General features: G+C 60.6%; 11 protein-coding genes. 7 read left to right on the top strand and 4 right to left on the bottom strand.

Annotation, left to right across the window (positions count from 1 at the left end; translation table 11 throughout):
• Window positions 1–7 precede the first annotated feature (7 nt).
• The 5 genes from EYW45_RS24230 to EYW45_RS24210 all read left to right on the top strand — a co-directional run bounded on the left by EYW45_RS24230 (window position 8) and on the right by EYW45_RS24210 (window position 17,806).
• A complete protein-coding gene (locus EYW45_RS24230; RefSeq protein WP_235939201.1) occupies window positions 8–12,436 on the top strand; it encodes a VCBS domain-containing protein in 12,429 nt (4,142 codons plus the stop codon).
• Between the two features lie 140 nt (window positions 12,437–12,576).
• Window positions 12,577–13,257, top strand: coding sequence for a transglutaminase-like cysteine peptidase (locus EYW45_RS24225; RefSeq protein WP_161137973.1), 681 nt, complete (start codon window positions 12,577–12,579; stop codon window positions 13,255–13,257).
• 18 nt (window positions 13,258–13,275) lie between these two features.
• Window positions 13,276–15,228 (top strand): bifunctional diguanylate cyclase/phosphodiesterase, encoded by a 1,953-nt coding sequence (locus EYW45_RS24220; protein WP_161137972.1) that lies wholly within the window; start codon window positions 13,276–13,278, stop codon window positions 15,226–15,228.
• Window positions 15,225–16,727 (top strand): sensor histidine kinase, encoded by a 1,503-nt coding sequence (locus EYW45_RS24215; protein WP_235939200.1) that lies wholly within the window; start codon window positions 15,225–15,227, stop codon window positions 16,725–16,727. The genes EYW45_RS24220 and EYW45_RS24215 overlap by 4 nt, the downstream gene beginning before the upstream one ends.
• On the top strand, window positions 16,724–17,806 hold the full coding sequence (locus EYW45_RS24210) for a GGDEF domain-containing protein (RefSeq protein WP_161137971.1): 1,083 nt from the start codon (window positions 16,724–16,726) through the stop codon (window positions 17,804–17,806). The genes EYW45_RS24215 and EYW45_RS24210 overlap by 4 nt, the downstream gene beginning before the upstream one ends.
• On the opposite strand, the gene EYW45_RS24205 is transcribed toward EYW45_RS24210, so the two are convergent.
• The 3 genes from EYW45_RS24205 to EYW45_RS24195 form a co-directional block, all read right to left on the bottom strand.
• Window positions 17,759–18,502 (bottom strand): response regulator transcription factor, encoded by a 744-nt coding sequence (locus EYW45_RS24205; RefSeq protein WP_161137970.1) that lies wholly within the window; start codon window positions 18,500–18,502, stop codon window positions 17,759–17,761. The two genes, EYW45_RS24210 and EYW45_RS24205, sit on opposite strands and share 48 nt — an antisense overlap.
• A 209-nt stretch (window positions 18,503–18,711) precedes the next feature.
• Window positions 18,712–20,205, bottom strand: a complete 1,494-nt coding sequence (locus EYW45_RS24200; RefSeq protein ID WP_161137969.1) for a protein adenylyltransferase SelO — start codon at window positions 20,203–20,205, stop codon at window positions 18,712–18,714.
• Window positions 20,198–20,596: a DUF2069 domain-containing protein gene (locus tag EYW45_RS24195; protein WP_161137968.1), complete on the bottom strand. Its 399-nt coding sequence runs from the start codon at window positions 20,594–20,596 to the stop codon at window positions 20,198–20,200. The genes EYW45_RS24200 and EYW45_RS24195 overlap by 8 nt, the downstream gene beginning before the upstream one ends.
• Before the next feature lie 17 nt (window positions 20,597–20,613).
• On the opposite strand from EYW45_RS24195, the gene EYW45_RS24190 reads away from it, so the two are divergent.
• Window positions 20,614–21,972, top strand: coding sequence for a YihY family inner membrane protein (locus EYW45_RS24190; RefSeq protein ID WP_161137967.1), 1,359 nt, complete (start codon window positions 20,614–20,616; stop codon window positions 21,970–21,972).
• Window positions 21,959–22,408: a CBS domain-containing protein gene (locus EYW45_RS24185; protein WP_161137966.1), complete on the top strand. Its 450-nt coding sequence runs from the start codon at window positions 21,959–21,961 to the stop codon at window positions 22,406–22,408. The genes EYW45_RS24190 and EYW45_RS24185 overlap by 14 nt, the downstream gene beginning before the upstream one ends.
• Here the strand turns inward: EYW45_RS24185 and dusA are convergent.
• Window positions 22,372–23,463 carry a tRNA dihydrouridine(20/20a) synthase DusA gene (gene dusA, locus EYW45_RS24180; RefSeq protein ID WP_161137965.1) on the bottom strand — a complete coding sequence of 364 codons (1,092 nt, stop codon included), beginning with the start codon at window positions 23,461–23,463 and terminating at the stop codon, window positions 22,372–22,374. The genes EYW45_RS24185 and dusA overlap by 37 nt on opposite strands.
• Between the last annotated feature and the right edge of the window lie 111 nt (window positions 23,464–23,574).

The following is a 23,574-nucleotide window of genomic DNA, read 5'->3' as shown; positions in this document are numbered from 1 at the left end:
TGGCACATTGACGATCTCGGATGCCGACGCTGGCCAAAGCACGTTCAAGGCCGGCACTGCAGTCCCGCTCGGCTCGACGCTGGGTTCGCTGTCGATTGCCGAGAACGGCACGTGGACCTATAACGTTGCCAACTCGGCAGTTCAATATCTGGCCGCTGGCCAAACGAAGACCGAATCGTTCACGGTTTCTGCCGCCGATGGCACGACCACTGTCGTGACGGTCACCATCACTGGTACAAACGACACTGCCACATTCAGCGGCGCGGTGACAGGTACCGTCACCGAGGACTCGAACGTCACTAACAGCAACCTCACCGCGAGCGGCAAGCTCAACGTGAGCGACATCGACGCCGGTGAAAGCAGCTTCAAGGCTGGCGCCGCTACGGCAGCCAACGGCACGTTGGGTTCGCTGACGATCAACGCAGCCGGTCAATGGAATTACGCCGTTGCCAACAGCGCTGTCCAGTATCTTGGCGCGGGCGTGACCAAGGACGAGATCTTCACCGTCCAATCGGCAGACGGCACAACACAGACCATTACTGTGAAGATTGTCGGCGTCAACGATGCTGCCGTCATCGGCGGTGTGACGACGGGAAGCGTGACCGAAGACACCAACGTCAGCAATAACAATCTGTCGACGACTGGCAAACTCACGATCACGGACGTGGACGCCGGCGAAGCCAGCTTCCAGGCCGGCACAGGCACCCCGGCTTCCGGTACGTTGGGCAGCTTGACCGTCAACGCTGCTGGCGAATGGACCTACACCGTTTCCAATGCGTCGGTTCAATACCTGAACAGCAACCAAACCAAAGACGAAGTCTTTACGGTCCTGGCCAAGGATGGCACGGCACAAACCGTGACGATCACGATCCACGGCACGAATGAGGCGGCTGTCATCGGCGGCGTCACGACGGGAACCGTTGTCGAAGACGGCACACTGCATGTGGAAGGCCAATTGACGGCGACCAGCTCGGATGCCGGCGCGGTCGGCTTCAATCCGGCATGGATTACCAGTCAGTACGGCATGCTGGTTGTGGACGCCAACGGCAAGTGGGTCTACGACCTGAACAACAGCACCGATGCGGTGCAGACACTGCGTGGCGGTGAAACGCGTGAAGATGCGTTCATCATCACTGCAAAAGACGGTACGACGCAGACGGTGACGATCACGGTGGTCGGCACCAACGACGTGGCGAACATCTACGGCACATTCAGCGGCACGGTGACGGAAGACACCGCGTGGAACGGTCAGGTGTCGGGCTACATGTCGATTCAAGATCGGGACGCGGGCGAAGGCAAGTCCTTCAATGCCAGCACCACCACGACGTCTTACGGTACCTTCACAATGACCACGGGCGGTCAATGGACGTACACGCTCGACAATTCGTCGCCCAGCGTGCAGGCGTTGGGTGCGGGTAAGAGCTACGTCGAAACCTTTGCCATCGTGACGGACGACGGCACCACCCGCAACATCACGGTCACCATCAATGGTACCAACGATGCTCCCGTAATCGGCGGCGCGACCACAGGTACTGTGGTTGAAGACGCCAATGTCGTGAACGGTAATCTCACGACGGCAGGTCAACTCAACATTACCGACGTGGATACCGGCGAGGCCGTGTTCCGTGCCGGTACAGGTACGCCTGCAAACGGTACGCTGGGATCGCTTGCGATCGGCACCGACGGCAAATGGAACTACAGCGTTGCAAATTCGGCGGTTCAGTATTTGGCCGCAGGACAAACGAAAGTCGAGTCGTTCACGGTACTGAGTGCTGATGGCACGCCCACGATCATCAATGTCACAATCACTGGCACTAACGATGTGCCAACATTCTCCGGTGCGGCCACAGGCACAGTGACGGAAGACACCGCCGTCAACACGAACGGCAACCTCGTGTCCACCGGCACGTTGACCATCGCTGATGCCGATGCAGGTCAGAGCACGTTCAAAGCTGGCACCGCCGTCCCGGTGGGTTCGACTTTGGGTTCGCTGTCGATTGCAGAGAATGGCACTTGGACCTACAACGTTGCCAACTCGGCCGTTCAGTACTTGGCCGCTGGCCAAACCAAGGTCGAATCGTTCACGGTCTCGGGCGCGGATGGCACGACCACGGTTGTGACGGTCACGATCACTGGAACTAATGACGTTCCGACGTTTGCGGGCGCAGCTACCGGAACAGTTACTGAAGACACCGCCGTCAACGCCAATGGCAATCTGGTTTCGTCCGGCACGTTGACGATCTCGGACGCAGACGCAGGCCAAAGCACCTTCAAGGCTGGCACCGCAGTCCCGGTCGGCTCGACCTTGGGTTCATTGTCAATCGCTGAGAACGGCACTTGGACCTACAACGTCGCGAACAGCGCTGTTCAATACTTGGCTGCCGGTCAAACCAAGGTTGAGTCGTTTACGGTTTCGGCCGCTGACGGCACGACCACCGTGGTCACCGTCACGATCACGGGTACCAACGACGTTCCGATGTTCGCGGGCGCTGCCACTGGCACAGTCACCGAAGACACGGCTGTCAAAGCCAACGGCAATCTGGTTTCGTCCGGCACGTTGACGATCTCCGACGCGGACGCAGGTCAGAGCGCCTTCAAGGCCGGCACTGCCGTTCCGGTCGGTTCGACCTTGGGTTCATTGTCAATCGCTGAGAACGGCACATGGACCTACAACGTTGCCAACTCGGCTGTTCAGTACCTCGCCGCTGGTCAGACGAAGGTTGAGTCGTTCACGGTCTCGGCTGCCGACGGCACCACCACCGTTGTGACGGTGACGATCACCGGCACGAATGATGTGCCGACGTTTGCTGGTGCCGCCACCGGCACGGTCACGGAAGACACCGCTGTCAACGCCAATGGCAACCTTGTTTCGTCCGGCACGTTGACGATCTCGGATGCTGACGCAGGCCAAAGTACGTTCAAGGCTGGCACTGCTGTGCCGGTCGGTTCGACCTTGGGTTCGCTGTCGATTGCAGAGAACGGCACGTGGACCTACAACGTCGCTAACAGTGCAGTTCAATACTTGGCTGCCGGTCAAACAAAGGTTGAGTCGTTCACAGTTTCCGCTGCTGACGGCACCACAACCGTTGTGACGGTCACGATCACCGGCACGAATGATGTGCCGACGTTCGCTGGAGCGGCTACCGGCACAGTCACTGAAGACACGGCCGTCAATGCCAACGGCAACCTCGTGTCCACTGGCACGTTAACAATCTCCGATGCTGACGCTGGCCAAAGCACCTTCAAGGCTGGCACCGCCGTCCCGGTCGGTTCGACCTTGGGCTCGTTGTCCATTGCTGAAAACGGCACGTGGACCTATAACGTTGCCAACTCGGCCGTTCAGTACTTGGCCGCAGGCCAGACTAAGGTTGAGTCGTTCACGGTTTCGGCCGCTGACGGCACCACCACGGTCGTCACCGTCACGATCACCGGCACGAACGACGTTCCGACATTCTCGGGCACGAACGCTGGCGCCGTCACGGAAGACACCGCTGTCAACGCCAACGGCAATCTGGTTTCGTCGGGCACGTTGACGATCGCGGACGCTGACGCAGGTCAAAGCACCTTCAAGGCTGGCACTGCCGTCCCCGTCGGTTCGACCTTGGGCTCGTTGTCGATTGCAGAGAACGGCACCTGGACCTACAACGTCGCGAACAGTGCAGTTCAGTACCTGGCCGCTGGCCAGACGAAGGTTGAGTCGTTCACGGTTTCGGCAGCCGATGGCACCACCACTGTTGTGACGGTCACGATCACAGGCACGAATGATGTGCCGACGTTCGCCGGCGCATCTGCAGGTTCGGTAACCGAAGACACGGCAGTCAACGCCAACGGCAATCTGGTTTCGTCGGGCACGCTGACGATCTCGGATGCCGATGCCGGCCAAAGCACGTTCAAGGCTGGTACCGCTGTGCCGGTCGGCACGACGCTGGGCTCGTTGTCGATTGCTGAGAATGGCACTTGGACCTACAACGTCGCCAACAGCGCGGTTCAGTACCTCGCCGCCGGTCAAACAAAGGTTGAGTCGTTCACGGTTTCTGCTGCTGACGGCACCACAACGGTCGTCACCGTCACGATCACGGGAACGAACGATGTTCCGACGTTCGCGGGTGCTGCCACTGGCACAGTCACCGAAGACACGGCTGTCAACGCGAACGGCAATCTGGTCTCGTCGGGCACATTGACCATCTCGGATGCCGACGCCGGCCAAAGCACGTTCAAGGCTGGCACTGCTGTGCCGGTCGGTTCGACGTTAGGCTCGTTGTCGATTGCTGAAAATGGCACCTGGACCTACAACGTTGCCAACAGCTCGGTTCAATACCTGGCCGCTGGTCAGACGAAGGTTGAGTCGTTCACGGTCTCGGCCGCTGACGGCACGACCACTGTCGTCACCGTCACGATCACAGGCACCAACGACGTCCCGACGTTCTCGGGCGCCGCTGCCGGCACCGTGACTGAAGACACCGCTGTCAACGCGAACGGCAATCTGGTTTCGTCCGGTACGTTGACGATCTCGGACGCTGACGCAGGTCAAAGCACATTCAAGGCCGGCACTGCCGTCCCGGTCGGTTCGACCTTGGGCTCGCTGTCGATTGCTGAAAATGGCACGTGGACATACAACGTCGCGAACAGTGCAGTTCAGTACCTGGCCGCTGGCCAGACGAAGGTTGAGTCGTTCACGGTTTCGGCAGCCGATGGCACGACCACCGTTGTTACTGTCACGATCACCGGCACCAACGACGTTCCGACGTTCGCGGGCGCAGCAACCGGTTCGGTCACCGAAGACACCGCCGTTAACGCCAACGGCAACCTCGTGTCCACTGGCACGTTGACGGTCTCGGATGCCGACGCAGGCCAAAGCATGTTCAAGGCAGGCACCGCCGTCCCGGTCGGTTCGACCTTGGGCTCGTTGTCCATTGCTGAAAACGGCACGTGGACCTACAACGTCGCGAACAGCGCCGTTCAATACCTGGGCGCTGGTCAAACAAAGGTTGAGTCGTTCACAGTTTCCGCTGCTGACGGCACCACCACCGTCGTCACGGTAACCATTACCGGTACCAACGACGTCCCGACCTTCTCGGGCGCGAACGCTGGCGCTGTCACTGAAGACACCGCCGTCAACGCCAACGGCAATCTGGTTTCGTCGGGCACGCTTACGATCTCCGACGCCGATGCGGGTCAAAGCACGTTCAAGGCTGGCACCGCCGTCCCGGTCGGTTCGACCTTGGGCTCGTTGTCGATTGCTGAAAATGGCACGTGGACGTACAACGTCGCGAACAGTGCAGTGCAGTATCTGGCTGCTGGTCAAACAAAGGTTGAGTCGTTCACGGTCTCAGCCGCTGACGGCACAACCACTGTTGTTACGGTCACGATCACCGGCACCAACGACGTTCCGACGTTCGCTGGCGCAGCAACTGGAACCGTGACTGAAGACACGGCCGTCAACGCCTATGGCAACCTCGTTTCCACCGGCACGTTGACGATCTCGGACGCTGACGCAGGTCAGAGCACTTTCAAGGCTGGCAACGGCGTGCCGGTCGGTTCGACTTTGGGTTCGCTGTCGATTGGGACTAACGGGGCCTGGACGTACAACGTTCCTAACAGCGCCGTTCAATACCTGGCTGCCGGTCAAACAAAGGTCGAGTCGTTTACGGTCTCGGCCGCTGACGGCACGACCACTGTCGTCACGGTCACGATCACCGGCACCAACGACGTTCCGACGTTCGCTGGAGCGGCAACTGGAACCGTGACTGAAGACACGGCCGTCAATGCCAACGGCAACCTCGTGTCCACTGGCACGTTGACTATCTCCGACGCCGATGCGGGTCAAAGCACCTTCAAGGCCGGCACCGCCGTCCCGGTCGGTTCGACCTTGGGCTCGTTGTCAATCGCTGAAAACGGCACCTGGACCTATAACGTTGCCAACTCGGCCGTTCAGTACTTGGCCGCAGGTCAAACGAAGGTTGAGTCGTTCACAGTCTCGGCCGCTGACGGCACGACAACCGTCGTCACGGTGACGATCACCGGCACGAACGACGTTCCGACATTCTCGGGCACGAACGCTGGCGCCGTCACGGAAGACACCGCCGTCAACGCCAACGGCAATCTGGTTTCATCGGGCACATTGACGATCTCGGACGCAGACGCTGGTCAAAGCGCATTCAAGGCTGGCACCGCAGTCCCGGTTGGTTCAACGCTTGGTTCGCTGTCGATCGCTGAAAACGGTACCTGGACCTACAACGTCGCAAACTCGGCCGTGCAGTATTTGGCCGCGGGCCAAACCAAGGTTGAGTCGTTCACGGTTTCCGCCGCCGATGGCACCACCACCGTTGTGACGGTCACAATCACCGGCACGAACGATGTCCCAACCTTCACAGGTGCCGCCACCGGCACCGTGACCGAAGATACCGCTGTCAATGCAAACGGCAACCTGGTATCCACCGGTACGCTCATCGTCAACGACGCCGATACTGGACAGAGCACGTTCAAGGCCGGCACCGCTGTCGCGGTCGGTTCAGTGCTGGGCTCGTTGTCCATCGCCGCCAACGGCGCATGGACCTACAACGTTCCCAACAGCGCGGTGCAATATCTGGCGGCGGGTCAAACGAAGCTCGAATCATTTACGGTCACCACTGCTGACGGCACCACGACGGTCATCACCGTCACCATCACCGGCACCAACGACATCCCCACATTCTCGGGCGTCGCTACCGGGGCCGTGACTGAAGACACGGCCGTCAATGCCAACGGCAACCTCGTCTCCACCGGCACGTTGACCATTTCCGACGCCGACTCGGGTCAAAGCACTTTCAAGGCGGGCACCGCCGTCCCGGTTGGCTCGACTTTGGGCTCGTTGTCCATTGCTGAAAACGGCACGTGGACGTACAACGTCGCCAATAGCGCCGTGCAATACCTGGCAGCAGGCGCCACGAAGACGGAATCCTTCACCGTCTCCGCCGCCGATGGCACCACCACGGTCGTCACCGTGACGATCACCGGTACCAACGACATCCCGACGTTCTCGGGTGCTGCAACGGGTACGGTCACCGAAGACACGAACGTCAGTTCGCAAGGCACGTTGGTCTCGACCGGCACCTTGATCGTCACCGACGCCGACAGCGGCGAAGCCAGCTTCAAGGCCGGCACGGCCACAGCAGTCGGCAACGCGCTGGGCAGTTTGTCTATCGCTGCCAACGGCGCGTGGACGTACTCGGTCGCCAACAGCGCCGTGCAGTATCTCGGCGCGAATCAAACCAAGGTCGAACAGTTCACGGTGCAGTCGGCCGATGGCACGACCAAGACGATCAGCGTCACGATCACCGGCACCAACGACGCCCCCATCGCCACGGCCGACACCGGTACCGTGGGCGAAGACAACACCTTGACGGTTTCGGCCGGCAACGGTGTGCTGGCCAACGACAGCGACATCGACGCCGGCAGCACGCTGGTGGTGTCCGCCGTCAACAACAGTGCCGCCAATCTGGGTGTGGCGATCGCCGGTAGCGCCGGCGGCACGTTTACGCTCAAGGCCGATGGCAGCTATGTGTTCAACCCGGGGCAGGACTTCAAGGCACTGACGGAAGGCGCCACCAAGACCACGTCGGTGAGCTACACCGTCAGCGACGGTCAAGGCGGCACGGCCACCACTACCCTCACCGTTACGGTGACGGGTTCGGTGGACAAGCCCACGATCACGGTAGTGCCGCATGCACTGACCGCAGCTGAAACAGGCGCGCTCAGCACTTCGCAAGGCCTGACGATCAATTACTACCAAGGCGTAGGCGTAAACAACGCCGCCTACAAGATGGCCGGCAGCCTGCAGGGGCTGGTGGATGGCAAAACGCCGACCACCACGACCACCGACGGCAGTGCCTTTGATCGCAATGTGGCAGTAGGCGACGTGTACGCGATCAAGGGCCTGATGTTCCTGGAAGCCGGCAAGAGCTACACGTTCAGTGGGTACTGGGACGACACCATGCAGTTCAAGGTGGGCGACACCGCTGTGTTGACCAAAGACTACAACACCTATGGCAACTACCAGACGGTCACCATTCAACCGACCGTGAGCGGCTATTACCCGTTGGAGGTCTACATGACCAACAACGATGGCGCAGGTCGTTTGAGCCTGATGGTGGGCGTGGATGGCGGTGCGGCCACCTCGATCACCAGCGGTGCATTCGCTGTCTACCCCAGCGTGGCAGCATTGCAGGCCGGCGCATTGGACTTCTCGCCGGTGCAGAAGGATGCCGGTGGCTACAGCTTCTACGCGGTCAAGGAAGACGAAGGCGTGACGGGTTCGCGTATCGAATTGGGTACGCCCACCGCCGCGCTGACCGACACGATCGGCCCCAACGAAACGTTGAAGGTGTCGGTGAGCAATATCCCGGCAGGTACGGTACTTACCGATGCTGCGGGCCACAGCGTCACGATCACCAGCTCGACGCAAGTGGTGTCGCTGACCGACTGGTCGCTGGCAACCTTGAAGTTGTTGCCGCCGACGGGCTTCGTGGGTGTGATCGCGCTGAACTACACCGCTACAGCTGAAGGTATCAACGGCGGTACGGCAAGCGCGTCGACCACGCAGAATGTGTTCGTATTCCCGCTCACGCCGAACGCAGGCGCGGTAACGGAAGACAGCAGCCCCACTACGCTGTCCGCTACCAGCACCCTCCTCTTGCGCGGCGCCGACGATCAGGCCGTGGTGTTCAAGGCGGGTTCGGGCGTGGGCGCCAGCGGCACGCTGGGCTCGCTCACGATCGACGCTGCCGGCAAGTGGACCTACAGCGTAGACAACAGCCGCGTCCAATACTTAGGCGCGGGTGAGACCAAGCAGGAAACGTTTACGGTTACCACGGCGAGCAACACCACGCAAACCATTACCGTCACGGTAACGGGCGTGAACGATGTGCCGACCATCACCGGTGCGCGCACGGGCGAAGTGACGGAAGATCTGAACGCCAACGCCCAGGGCAACCTCACTGCCACGGGCGCGCTGGTGGCGGCCGACGCCGATCAGAACCAATCCGGCTTCGTGACCACGGTCACGCCTGGCGTGGGCGTGCTCGGTTCTTTGAGCATCGACGCGGCAGGCAAGTGGTCGTATGCCGTGGCCAACAGCAAGGTGCAATACCTCGGCGCCGGCGACACCCGTGTCGAAACCTTCACGGTCTCGACCCTGGACGGCACCACGCAAACGATCTCCGTCACGATCAAGGGCACGAACGACGCCACGGTGTTCGGTGGCGCCACCACCGGCACGGTAACGGAAGACACGAACGTTGTGAGCGGCAAGCTCACGACCTCGGGCGTGCTGACGTTCGTCGATCCGGATCAGAACCAAAGTGCGATCAGCACCACGGTGACGCCGGCCGCGGGCAACCTCGGTACCTTGACGATTTCGTCGACAGGCGCCTGGACCTACTCGGTCGACAACAGCAAGACGCAATACCTGAATAGCGATACGACGCGGATCGAGAACTTCACCGTGACGAGCCAGGACGGTACGCAACAGGTCATCAGCGTCACGATCAAGGGCACCAATGACGCCCCCGTATTGACGTCGTCCTCGGCCACCGTTTCCGAGGAAGGTCTCGATGGCGGCTTGAAAGACACCGCCGGCACCAGCGACACGACCGACTCGGCCACCTTCACCGGCAAGATCGGTATCGTGGATGTCGACAACACGACGTTCAAGGTCAGCTTGACCCCGCCGACGACAACGCTCACGTCGGGTGGATTGACCGTGACATGGAAGGTCAGCAGCGACGGCATGACGTTGACCGGCAGCACGACGGCCAAGGATGTGATCAAAGTCGTGATGGACGCCTCGGGCAATTACTCGGTGAACCTGCTCGGCGGCCTCGACCATCCTGTGAAGGGCTCGGAGGACACGCTGTCGTTCAACGTTGGGGTGACCGTGAACGACGGTTCCGCATCGTCCACGACGCAACTGGCGATCACGGTTGAAGACGACTCGCCGATCGCACAATCCTCCACGGCCAATATCTTCCAGCCGACAGCCACGACCAACCTCCTCCTGATGCTGGATACATCGGGCAGCATGGCCGAGAAATTCACCAACTCGGCAGGCGTGACGATGACGCGCCTGGATGCCATGAAGGCCGCCGTCACCAGCATGCTCGACAAGTACGCCGAGCTGGGCGACGTGCGTGTACAAGGGGTGTCGTTCAACAGTACCGCGCAAAACGCCACCTCGTGGATGACGGTGGCCCAGGCCAAGACCTACCTCACCTACCTGACGGCAAACGGCGGCACGAACTACGACGACGCTTTGGCGAAGGCGCAAACGGCGTTCAACACCTCCGGCAAGCTGGCCGGCGGCAACAACGTCGCGTACTTCTTCTCGGACGGCGAGCCGACGATGTCGAACCAGGTCAACAGTGTCAATAATCCGGGCAACACGACGGATCCGACGCTCGGCGACGGGATCGATGCCAAGGAGCAGGCTGCCTGGGAAGCCTTCCTCGTGGCCAACAAGATCAACACATTTGCCGTGGGCATGGGCTCCGACGTGAGCGCCACTTATTTGAACCCGATCAGCTACGACGGCCAGAAGTCGGTCGACAACAACGCGACGGGTACGGTGATCGTGTCGAATCTGAGCCAGTTGACGTCGACGGTGTTGTCCACGGTGCCAACGCGCGAAGTGACGGGTGGATTGGGCTACGACGGCACGGCACAGACCGGCCGCTTCGGTGGCGACGCCGGATCGATCAAGACGATTACCGTATCGGGCCTGACGTACACCTACGACGCCACCAAGAATACCGTTTCCACCACGGGCACCCTGTCTGGCGGCACGAAGGGTACTTTCGACGGCACGAGCTACGCATTGACGATCACGACGGCGTTGGGCGGCAAGTTCGTGATCGATATGGTCGAAGGACGCTATTCCTACACCGCCGCCGTCGACAAGACGGGCAAGGAAACGTTTGGCTATACGCTTACCGACAACGATGGCGATACGGCCAGCAGCACGTTGACGGTCAACGTATACGGCGCCAGTTCGACGACGGCCATTACGGCTGCGCAAGGGCTCACGGGTGAGTTCTACGGCTATAACGACAACAAGGCCGCGACCACGGCGTTGGGCTACCGTGTGCACTCGGACGACGCCAAGTTCGGTAACTTGAGCAGCATTTCGTCGGTCGAGACAATCATCAACGGCCGCGCAGGCGTGTCAGTCACCGGTACGTCGACGACCGTGGCCACCACAGCGACCGATGCATCGTTCATCGCCAAGAATCTGAACTACGGCGGTGTGTCGAACGACCTCGGCTACAACACCAAGACCACGGGCACAACAACAGGCACCGCGGTGGCTGCGGGCACGTCGAGCCGGCCGGCCAACCTTTATACGTTCCTGGATAACGCCAATGCCACCGACGACGAGAAATCGCTGAAGGTTTACCGCTCAAGCGAACTGGGCCGGACCACCGATGCCGCCATCCGGATGGTGGGTGCCGCCTACTTTGCCGACGGCTTCTACGACTTCAAGATCACGGCCGACGACGGTTATCGCCTGGTGATCGATGGGGTTTCTGTATTGGCGTACGACAGCAATACGTCGGTCGCCAGCAAGACGGTGACGGGTGTCGACATCAGTGCCGGCTTTCACACGATCGAACTGCTGTATTGGGACCAAGGCGGCGCTGCCAGCATGAAGGTCGAGTTCAAAGCCACCGACGCAGCCACTTTCGACGTGGTGTCGACCGACAAACTGGCCATGTACTCGTCGGCGATCAGTCTCTCCGCGTTGCAGGACATCGTTCAAAACGATGACGGCACATACTCGATCCGCACCGGTCAGGAACTGACGGGTTCGGAAGCCAACGACATCATTCAGGGCACGGACGGCAAGGATGTCATCACTGGCGGCCTCGGGGACGACACGATCTACGGCGGCAGTGGCGATGACATCATCGACGGTGGCGCCGGTAACGATATGTTGTACGGCGGCACAGGTGCCGACACCCTCAAGGGCGGAGAAGGTAACGATGTGCTGTACGGCAATGAAGGCCGCGACACCTTGATCGGTGGCAAGGGCGACGACATCCTTTACGGCGGGACGGGCAGCGATACCTTCAAGTGGGAGCTCAATGACCAGGGAACGAAGAGCGCCCCGGCCGTGGACACGATCAAAGACTTCTCCACAGCGACCGTTGCCGCGGGCGGCGACGTGCTGGATTTGAAGGATCTTTTGGTCGGCGAGAACGATGGCAACCTCACCCAGTACTTGAACATCAAGAAGGATGGCGCGAATACCGTCATCGATGTGAGTACATCGGGCAACGTGGCGACCCAGGTGGATCAGAAAATCGTGCTGGAAAACGTCGACTTGACCAACAACAACGCGTTGACCAATCAGCAAATCATCAACGACCTGCTTCAGAAAGGAAAACTGCAAACGGATCACTAAGCCATCGGCAAGTTTTTTGCTTACAGCGCCGGACTCGCATTTGAGGCCGGCGCGCAACGACGCTAAAACGACCTGTATTCAATTGTGATTAACGTAACTGTATAGTTAACTTGTATTACTTTTGAATTACACTATGTTTCATGCGCCTACGCCGCCATCGCATCGTTTCGGTTTTTCTGGTCGGCGTCACGCTTCAAGTCCTGGCACTGCTTATTTCGAGCTCCAACGCGATCGAAATCGACACCGGCCAGCTGGAGCGAACCGCCGTTACCCGATATGGGCCGCGCGCAGCGAGCGTGGTGGCGGATTGGCTACGCCTCATGCAGCAGCATGCCAATGCGGCTGAGGGCGAAAAATTGACTCTGGTGAATCGGTTCTGGAACCAGCGCGTTCGCGAAGCGGAAGACCTTGCTGTGTGGGGCCAAGTCGATTATTGGGCAACGCCTCTGGAGTCGCTTGCCCGCGGCGCAGGCGACTGCGAGGATTTTGCCATTGGCAAATACTTTTCGTTGGTCCGCATGGGGGTCGATAGTGCCAAACTTAGATTTATTTACGTGCGTGCGAAATTAAACGACGGCTCGCCGAACGGCATTGCACATATGGTGCTGGGCTATTACGCCACCCCGTCCGCTGTGCCCTTGGTGCTGGATAGTTTGAACAAGGAAATTCTGCCGGCAAACCGTCGGCCTGACCTTACTCCAGTCTTTAGCTTTAATGCCGAAGGCGTATACGTCGCGGGCGCGGCGACCGCGCCGGTCGATCGGGTCAGTCGTTGGCAGGATTTACTCGCGCGCATGCAACAGGAAGGATTCAAGCCGTAGGCTTGGGATACACCGATTATGTCCATACTTCGTCAACTGCTCATCAGCGTCACTCTGGCGATTGGCATCGTGCTGTTGGGTACGCTCGTCCTGAGCGTCACCTCGGCGCGCAGTTATCTGAATGATCAGTTGAAGGTGCAAAGTGAAGACGGCGCCACCTCGCTGGCGCTCACCCTGTCTCAACCGGCCAACAACAACCCGGTTACTCAGGAGTTGCTGATCTCCGCGATCTTCGACAGCGGCCACTTCGAATTGGTGCGTCTCGACGATCCGCAAGGCCGCCCGCTGATCGAGCGCCGCAATACCGACATCCAGGTCAACACCCCCGCATGGTTCCGTCAATTGGTGCCGGTCAGCGTTCAGGCCGCCACGCGCGGCGTGTCCGATGGATGGACGCAACTGGGCTCGGTGACCCTGGTTGCGAACGCAGCCTACGCTTTGGAAACCTTATGGCGAAACAGTCTGCGCCTGGTCATGCTGGCCATCATCGCCGGCCTGCTCTGGGCATTGTTCGCGGTGGCGCTGGTGCGATGGCTCGAGCTGCGTCTCTTGCGCGAAGTGAGCGAGCAGGTGCGCGCGCTGGGCACGGGCGGCTTCCAGGGTGAGGCGCGCCCCCGTGTGCGCGAATTCTCGGCGGTTGCCGAGGCCGTGAACGAAACGCGGGATGTCATCAAGGCAACTGCAGTCGAACACAGCGCCAAGATCGAACTGCTTACGCTTGAACTGAACCGCGACCCGGTCACCGGACTGGCGAACCGCAAGTATTTCGTCAACGAATTTCGGCGCGCGCTGGCCCCAGGCGGAGGCAATCACCACGGCCGCGGCCACTTGATCTTGTTCCGTCAACGCGATCTGGCCGCGATCAATCGGCACATGCCGCGCGACTTTACCGACCAGTGGCTGCGCTCCGTAGGCGAACGGACCACGAAGCTGCTGCAGTGGTTGAATGCCGGACAGCATGTGCTGGCTCGCCTTAACGGTTCCGACTTCGCCGTGCTTTTGCCGGGTACAGAAGCCCCGCAAGCCACGGTGATTGCCGAGCGCATCCGCCTCGAACTGCGATCGGCGCGGATTCCGGTGGGCGAAGGGGCACTTTGCCGCTGGGCGCTGGCCGTTGCGGATTTCACGCCAGAACAATCCGCCGGCAACGTGCTTGCCGAGCTCGACCACGCATTGATGCAGTCTGAAAGCGCCGGTGAGGACGCCATCATCATTACGCAGGATGTGTTCCACGTTCGGCCGGGCACGGGCGAGTACGCGTGGAAGGATGCCATCCTGACGGCACTTGAACAACACCGCTTTTCGTTGACGACCGAGCCGATTCGTTCGATCGATGGTGTAACGGTGCGCGAAGAAGCGACACTGGCTCTGCATAGCGACGGTTCGCCAGAGCCGATTCCGGCGACGCTTTTCATTCCACCGGCCGTGCGCCTCGGTCTTGCCGCCGAATGCGATATCCAGGCGGTGCGCCTGGGATTGGATTGGCTGGTGTCCAACCCTGCGACATCGCTCACGGTTCGCTTGTCACTGCCTTCGTTGGCGCAGCCTCGCTTTCTCGAGCGTCTGGATGCCATGCTGGCCGACCGCCCTGAATTGACGGAACGTCTCTTTCTGGAAGTGGACGCACATGGCCTGGTGGAACAGCACGACCTCGTGTGCCGCCTTGCCACCGACGCGCAGAAGCACGGTGTGCGAATCGGTCTGCGCCGCCTGGCGCAACAGTTTGGTGCGTTGACGCAGTTGCATACCCTGCCGTTGAGCTACTTGAAGATCGGCGGCGGATTCGTGAGCACGATGACGCAAAGTCCAGGTAGCCAATTGCTGACCGCATCGGTGATAGAAACCGCCAAACCATTGGGAATCGAGGTGTACGCGGAGGACGTCCCCGACCGGGAAACGCAGCAGATTCTGACCGCTCTGGGTGTACACGTCATGCGTGGCCCTGGTGTTGCGAACGCCTCGATCACATGACTTCGAACGTGATGTCACAGGTCTTCGACTCGGCGATTCTTGCCGGTGTCCTGGTGCCGATCATGTTTTTCATCGCGTATTTCTGGCATCGCGGCAAGCAACGGATTCATCTCGTTGCCATGGCATTCGTGGTGTTCGAAATGGGCCGTCTGTGGTTGTACTTCGGCAGTCCCTCGTGGGGCCCCCACCCGTTGATGCTGACCTTCCCCGCTGCGGGCCAGGCCGCCACCGCAATCAGCTACGCACTCACGCTTTACGTGGTGCCCATCATTCTCGGGTATGACTCGTCGGGTGCCATCGCCCGGCTCTATCGCATCGGGATGTGGATCCTTGCGGCGTTGGCGACCTATCTGCTGTTCGGGTATTCGATCGCCTCGATGCATGGCTTCATCATGGTCGGCTGTGCGTTGATCGGCATCCTGCTGGTGGTTGCCAGCGCCCTCGCCTTTCTGAGGGCGCCTGAGGGATTCCGCCTGGCACCGCTCTCGTTGGGCCTTGGCTTTTTCGTCACGTCGCTGATGATCTGGCCAATGTGGGACATGATGCAGGGCAATGCGGCACCCAATCCCATCTGGCTGACAGGTTCGATCGCACGCGTGCTCTTCTTCGCTGGAGCGGTTCTCGCCTACACCGGCGCGACGTATTCCGCCGCGGCCGTAAATGGCCGGAACAAAGGTGCACTGCCCCCTGCGCCTACGGTCGGGGCGGCTGTGCCGATCGACGCACCCGACATGCCACCGCTGACCGGCAACGCCGCGCAAGTCGAACAGCGGCTGACGGATACCCTCGCCGAGTTGACCAGCGCATTGGAGATGCAGCGTCAGATGAATGCACTGATGTCGCACGAGCTGCGTGTCCCTGTCTCCACGATCAGCGCTGCCACGCAGTCGCTCGAGATGATTCTTCTGGGAAGCGGCGAGATGGTCGATAGCCGTCTTGCGCGGATTCGCCGGTCCATCACGCGCGTCACCGAATTGCTCGAACAGTTCCTGAGTCCTGACCGTCTGGCCGAAACACAATTTCGATCCCTGAAGCAACAGGTTGATCTTTCGCAGTTGGCTTCCGACGTCGTCGCCAATTTGCAGCCTGACGCGGCGCACGCACTGATCGTCGAGGCGGTTGGCCCCGTCGTGGCGTGGTGCGATCGTCCGTTGACCGCCGTCGTGCTGCGCAATCTGATCCACAACGCAATAAAGTATTCGCCCGCCAATCAGCCGATCGTCGTTCGCTGCACTCTCGTTCGCGAAGAAGGTGTGTGCCAGGCCATGCTGGCGGTAGTGGATCGCGGGCCCGGCATCGGCGCCGAGGATCAGGCACGCATTTTCGAGTCGCAGTTTCGTCGAGCGTCGCATCGCGAAATTACGGGCATGGGCATCGGCCTGTATCTCGCGCGCCGCATTTGCACGCACCAAGGTGGCACATTGAGTGTTGACAGTACCCCGGGGCGCGGCTCCCAATTCATCATCACACTCCCGTGTGTCGACGAAGGCAAAGCATGATGATTGCCGCGATCGCCATCCTTCTGGGTGCACTCGTCGTACTCGTAGGACTGTTCCTGCGAGAGCGCAAACGCACTCGCGAGTTGCTTCTGCGTCATCAGGCCCTGCGCGCGCACTTCGACCTGTATGAAACCATTGCGCATCAGTCGTCCGATATCGTGGCGCTTACCACCGCGACCGGCCATTGGCAGTTTGTCTCGCCCTCGATAGAGAACGTACTGGGATGGACGCCTGACGATCTGAAGGACAGGCGGTGGCAGGACTTGGTGCATCCCGATGATCTGATGCTGCTCCGCTCGGATGACGATACGACGGCAATGGCGCCCAACGTGCCCGTCATCCACGAAAACCGATTCAAGCACAAGGACGGCCAATGGATCTGGATGGAGTCTTACACCACACAGGTGATGCATCCTTCGACGGGTCAGCCGAGCTTGCTGTCCAAGGCGCGCGACATCACTCAGCGAAAAACAGTCGAAATTGCGCAAGCCCTGGCGAACGCCAAGCTCGCCGAGCAGGCGTCAATCGATAGCCTCACCGGTCTTTTCAATCGCCGTCACCTGTTGATGGCGTTCGATCGTGAGTATTCCCGCGCATTGCGCACGTCGCGTCCCATTTGCCTGCTGTTGGTAGACGCCGATCACTTCAAGCCGCTCAACGACCACTATGGGCACCAGGCAGGCGATCTCTGCCTGACGCGCATCTCCGATCAGATCATGCGCTCTTTGCTCAGACCCGGCGATCTGGTGGGCCGGTACGGCGGCGAGGAGTTCATCGTGTTGCTGCCTGAAACGGACGCGGCTGGGATGCTCCACGTGGCGGAGAAAATACGCCGCAACGTGGAAGACCTCAAGCACGAGCACATCCTGTCGCCCTTCAAGGTCGCAACGGTAAGTGTAGGTGCGGTATACATCCCCGCGGGTCTGCGTGAGGATCGCGAAACACTGATCGGCTATGCAGACGAAGCGTTGTATCAAGCCAAGCGGCTGGGACGCAATCGCGTCATCTGCCGATATCTTGAAAACGGTCCGTTACCCCGCGAACACGTAGCCTTGTCCGCGCACGGAAAGCACCGGTAGCTTGATGCCGCTCGATTGCGCCTTCGTACGAAGGCGGCTGACCAGCACATCGATCCGCCGCAGCTCGAAATCGCTGGGATTTTCAGGGCTGAACAATTCGGACAAGCGTTGACGACTGACGACCGAGCCGCTGGCGTTGATGAGCGCCGTGAGAAACGTGCGTTCCTGCGCGCTCAGGTGCAACGACAGTCCGACCGGATCGACCAGAATCCAGCCGCCCTCCTGGAGCGACCACACCTGGCTGCTGACGACCGTTCGCGGCGCGCGCTCCTCCGCGACCACGGGCTGCTCGGCTGCGACGCGACTCAGGCGCATGCGGCGCGCGAGACTGCGAATCACCGAACTCAATTCGAGCAGGTCGACGGGCTTGGTCATATAGATGTCGGCCCCACCCTCGAGGCCACGGACGCGGTCCTCCAGCGCTGTGCGGCCGGTGAGCATCACGATGCCGACTGTATGCAATGCGCGCAATCGAGTGGCGACGGAAAAGCCGTCGTCGCCAGATACGTTCGCGTCGAGGATCACGATATCGACCGGATCCGTCTCGAACAGCCGCAAGAACTGGGCGGAATCACCAGACGTGAACGCCACCTCAAAACCGTAACCACCGAGACCGAGTTCGAGCTCCGTGCGGAAATCGACATCGTCTTCCAGCAGTCCGATGCTCAATACACCTTCTTTATGCTGCGCATGCACGATCCGATACTCCTGTTTTCGTCCCCGCGCGTGCCAATAGATTCTGCAGCGTGCGCGATGGCAGTCCGGATTTCCGAACTGTTAACAGCTTATCATCGACACTAGGGAAAACACCCGAAAGCGTACCAAACTATAACAAATTGCTTCCGGAATATGAAACTATTACGCACCTTTGCAGACTTTATTATTACGGCAGTTCGCGGGCCAACTTAAGAAGAACAGCTCACTTCAATATCATGCGCCCAATCCGGCGGTATTGCGGCAAACCGTTCAGCACCTGAAACGGGCTGAAATGGACTTCTTAGAAGCTTAAACAATTGATCCAGCTCGTGGAAGTCACCCGTTTGTGCGGCTTTGATGGCTCCCTCAGCCAAATGATTGCGTAACACGTACAACGGATTGACGGCGTCCAACTGTTGTGCCGTTTCCACAGATGTTTTTCCGACGCGTCGCAGCCGCCCTTCCAGACGCGAAAGCCACTCGGCGGCCGTTACACGGTCGACAAACAAGTCCTTGAAAGCTGCTGGATTGCCGGCAACCGCTTCAGAGAGTGACCGAAATGTAAGCGTGAAGTCTGCACGATCACGATGCATCAGTTGCAGCAGTGCTTCGAGCAGCGCCTCGTCCTCTTCACCGCCGAAGTCTTCGAGCCCGATCTTTCGCCCCATCTTTGCGTGAAAAGTCGTTGTGAACTGACCTTCGTAGGTTTCGAGCACGGCCCGCAACCCGTCGGCATCGGGCAACAGCGGATGCAACGCGCCTGCCAGCCGATAGAGATTCCACAGGCCCACCGACGGCTGGCGGTTCCAGGCATACCGTCCCTGCGTATCGGTGTGATTGCAGATATGGCCCATGTTGAAGGCATCCATAAAGCCGTAAGGGCCATAATCCAAGGTGAGACCGAGGATCGACATATTGTCGGTATTCATCACGCCGTGGCAGAACCCGACAGATTGCCAATCGGCCATCAATTTCGCCGTGCGTGCGGTGACCTCGGCAAATACACCAAGTGTTGTCTGCACGACGTCGAGTTCGCCTGATATATAGACGCAGCGTTCCGGGTAATAGCGGGTCGCCACGTAAACCAGCAGCTCGCGCAGCCGCTCCGTATCGCGTGCGGCGGCCCAATGCTCGAAGGAGCCAAAGCGCACGAAGCTGGGTGCCAGTCGCGTCACCACGGCGGCGGTTTCGACCGTTTCACGTACCACGGGATCCGGCGACGACACCAACGCCAGCGCTCGCGTGGTCGGAATGCCCAGGCCGTGCATGGCCTCGCTGGCGAGATACTCGCGGATCGACGATCGCAGCACCGCACGCCCATCCCCCATGCGGGAGTACGGGGTCATGCCTGCGCCTTTGAGCTGAATCTCCCAACTGCCTTGAGCACCTGCAACTTCCGCCAGCAGATGCGCACGACCGTCTCCGAGTTGACCCGCCCAGACCCCAAACTGATGACCGCTGTAAACGGCGGCCAACGTGTCGCCCCCCGGCCAGGGCGCACGACCGGACACCACATCCAAAAACGCCTCGGAAGCCAGGGCTGCTGGGCTCAGTCCGATAAGTGCGCCGACCTCGGGATTGACGTGCACAAGCGTGGGTGCGCTCACCGGACGCGTCGGCACCCGGCTGTAGAACGCGTTGGACAAGGCGGCAAAGCCATTGCATGGGGCAATCGCGTCGAGGCGATCGTTCAACTTATCCATGGCGGGCTCCAGTTTGGCCGGCCCGACGCGCCAATCGCGCGGCACGCTTGGCGGGCCGGACATAAAAAATCGCAGAAAGGAAAAATACGCTGGAAAGCACGATCTCGCCCCAAGCCATCATCACCGACATCGTGCCGGGATCGGACATGGCGCGCACCACGCCTTCCATCAGATACAGCAACGCCAGCATGCAGGCCCATTGATAGGTGTACAGGTTGCCGCGGGCAACACCGCGCACGGCGAAGGCCAATGGCAACGCTTTCAGGATCAGCAACGACCCGCCGGGACGGATCGGCGCGACCACGGACTCCCAGGCCACGCAGAGGACGATCAACGCAAAAAGCGAAGCGGTCGCGACGACGCGCAACACCGGGTTGAGTTCAGTTTGCATGCTGCTATTATCACCCGATGAACGATTTAGCAGAGCAAGCGACCGCTGGTGGGGACCCCGGTCGCAAACCCGACGAAGTGCGCGCCTCGTGGGCTGCGCGGGTGCTCAAGGTTTTACGCTTTGCTGGCGCGCAGGCCGAAGAACAAAAACTGATTCAGGTGGCTGCGAGCCTCACGTTCACGACAGTGCTCGCGATCGTGCCCATGCTGGCCGTCGTGCTGTCGCTGTTCACAGCGTTTCCGGTGTTTCAGGAATTTCGCCTGGCGCTGGAGGACTTCCTCACCAATAGCCTGATGCCACCGACCGTGTCGGAAAACATCATGGAGTACCTCAACCAGTTCGCGCGTCAGGCATCGCGGCTGACCGCGATCGGCGGCGGCTTTCTGTTGGTCACATCGATCCTGTTGATCATGACGATCGATCAGACGTTCAACGATATCTGGCATGTCACGCGGCAACGGCCGTTGCCGCAACGCGCGTTGGTCTATTGGGCGATCGTCACATTGGGCCCCGTCGTGGCGGGCGGCAGTCTGTGGGCCACCTCGTACCTTGCGCGCGAATCCATGGGACTGGTGCGCGACGTTCCCGGACCGCTCCAGCTCGCGATCTCGGCTGTGCCCGTGCTGCTGACCGGACTCGGCTTTGCCGCCCTGTTCGTGCTGGTGCCCAACCGGCGGGTGTACTGGCGCGATGCCCTGGCGGGGGGATTCGGCACCGCAATCGTGCTGGAAATCATGAAATCGGGATTTGCTTACTACGTTACCCGCTTTCCCACGTACACCGTGATCTACGGCGCATTCGCCACCCTGCCGATTTTCCTGTTGTGGATTTACCTCTCCTGGTTGGCTATCCTGCTCGGCGCCACGATCGCGGCAAGCCTGCCGCTGATTCGGCTGGGCCGCTGGGATGTCGATCGTCACCCGGGTGCGGCACTCATCGATGGCCTGGGCGCGTTGCGCTTGCTGTACGAGGCCCAGGGAACCGCCATGCCCGATCGCGGCATCGATCAACTTGCGCGCGACCTGCGGCTGCATTACGACGAGTTGAATCGCGTGATGGAAACACTCGAGTCATACAACCTCGTTGCGCGCACGCAGGACAACCGCTGGATTCTCGCCTGCGATCCCCACAAGACGTCGCTCGCGCCGCTCTTCGATGCGCTATTGCTGGATCGGCGCCAGAAGCGCATTCTGGAAGATCCCAGTGCTGTCAGGCTGGCGCAGGCCGCGCTTTCGGGGCAGACCGACGTTACACTAGCGCAGTTGATTGCGACCGACGATGCACCGGATGAAGCGCCCTTGCGCCTCACCGACGCGACGGCCCGGCAGGATGAGGGTGTGACCGCGGAGCGGGAGAGAGACCATGTTAAAAGTTAGCGAAATTCTGCGCGTCAAAGGCGATACGCTGTATACGGCGAGTCCTGACGCATCGGTGGCCGGCGCCATCCAAACCATGAGCGAGCAGGATATCGGTTCGCTGGTCATCATGGAGTCGGGCATGCTGGCGGGCATGCTGACTTTTCGCGAAATCATCCGCGCGCTGGACAAAAATGGCGGCGTGGTGGGTGATACCACGATTCGCGCCATCATGGACGACGCGCCGGTAAGCGTCTCGCCCAACACCAGCGCCGACGAAGTGCAGCGCTTGATGCTCGAAAAGCATGCGCGCTATATGCCGGTGATGGACGGCCCCATGCTGATGGGCGTCATCTCGTTCTATGACATGGCGCAGGCCATCGTGGCTGCTCAGCAATTCGAAAATACGATGCTGAAAGCCTATATCCGAGACTGGCCAACCGACTCGGCCGCCTGAGAAAGAGGCGCCTCGGCGCAATAGCCGTCGTTCCCCTGCAGCACGGTCTCGTTGTGTTCGCCATCCAGAGCGTCAACCGCCTGCCGCCCTCCGGCATCGAGGGCGCGCCAGGCGTCATAGAACACCTGGACACCCTTGGCCAACTGCGCAGGGTCCGATAACACGCGGCGCCACCGCCGTGCCCCCGATTGCCCCGTCACCAACCCGAGCATGGGCCGCGTGATGGCGCGCAACGGCACACCCTTCGAAAGTTGCTGCTCCGCATACGCGGTCATCGCATCGATTACCCGTGCGTCGCTGGGCAACCGGGTCTGCGGCCACAAGGCCATCGATACTTCCGACAACACGCGCGGGCTGTGCCAGGCGGCACGCCCCAGCATGACGCCATCCAGCCCGCGTCCGGCCTCGAGCGCTTGCGCGGCCGTCGCCAGACCGCCGTTCAAGGCGATCGTGGCATCGGGAAAATCGCGCTTGAGCTGTCGCACCGCGTCGTAGCGCAAGGGCGGGATATCCCGGTTGTCCTTGGGCGATAGTCCTTTGAGCACGGCGTTGCGCGCATGAACGACGAAAACGCGGCAGCCGGCATCGTAAAGGGTGCCGACGAAATCACGCACGAACGCATATCGGTCGTCGTAATCGAGGCCAAGGCGATGCTTGACCGTCACGGGCACCGAGACGGCATCCTGCATCGCCTTGATGCAATCGGCCACCAGTTGCGGCTCGGCCATCAGGCACGCGCCGAATGCGCCCCGCTGCACGCGCTCCGAAGGACACCCGCAGTTGAGATTGATCTCGTCGTAACCCCACTCTGCGCCAAGTTTGGCGGCGGCCGCCAACGCATCGGGTTCGCTGCCGCCCAACTGCAAGGCGACGGGATGCTCCGCCTCGTCAAAGTCGAGATGGCGGGGAACATTGCCGTGCATCAGTGCGCCGGTCGTGATCATCTCGGTGTAGAGACGGGCACGCGGCGCCAGCAGGCGGTGAAAGTATCGGCAGTGACGATCGGTCACGTCGATCATCGGCGCAGCGCAAAGCTGCCAGTCATGAGGAGCCAAGAGAATTCCGGAGAACGGGTGGAATAACGCGATTTTATCCTGACCGAGCCGCTCGCTTAAGTAATTCGCGCCGGAGGGGGCGATCACTGGTCTAAAATGCGGGTCGGTCGT

This window comes from Schauerella aestuarii, assembly GCF_009866805.1.
Taxonomy (GTDB): Bacteria; Pseudomonadota; Gammaproteobacteria; order Burkholderiales; family Burkholderiaceae_B; genus Schauerella; species Schauerella aestuarii.
The sequence above is the reverse complement of the archived record's forward strand: the minus strand, read 5'-3'. Positions and strand labels throughout refer to the sequence as shown.

What these genes read in the sequence shown, in the direction of transcription:
- EYW45_RS24225 (WP_161137973.1), top strand. Translation starts at nt 12,577, where the DNA reads ATGCGCCTACGCCGCCATCGCATCGTTTCGGTTTTTCTGGTCGGCGTC.
- EYW45_RS24220 (WP_161137972.1), top strand. Translation starts at nt 13,276, where the DNA reads ATGTCCATACTTCGTCAACTGCTCATCAGCGTCACTCTGGCGATTGGC.
- EYW45_RS24215 (WP_235939200.1), top strand. Translation starts at nt 15,225, where the DNA reads ATGACTTCGAACGTGATGTCACAGGTCTTCGACTCGGCGATTCTTGCC.
- EYW45_RS24210 (WP_161137971.1), top strand. Translation starts at nt 16,724, where the DNA reads ATGATGATTGCCGCGATCGCCATCCTTCTGGGTGCACTCGTCGTACTC.
- EYW45_RS24200 (WP_161137969.1), bottom strand. Translation starts at nt 20,205, where the DNA reads ATGGATAAGTTGAACGATCGCCTCGACGCGATTGCCCCATGCAATGGC.
- EYW45_RS24195 (WP_161137968.1), bottom strand. Translation starts at nt 20,596, where the DNA reads ATGCAAACTGAACTCAACCCGGTGTTGCGCGTCGTCGCGACCGCTTCG.
- EYW45_RS24190 (WP_161137967.1), top strand. Translation starts at nt 20,614, where the DNA reads ATGAACGATTTAGCAGAGCAAGCGACCGCTGGTGGGGACCCCGGTCGC.
- EYW45_RS24185 (WP_161137966.1), top strand. Translation starts at nt 21,959, where the DNA reads ATGTTAAAAGTTAGCGAAATTCTGCGCGTCAAAGGCGATACGCTGTAT.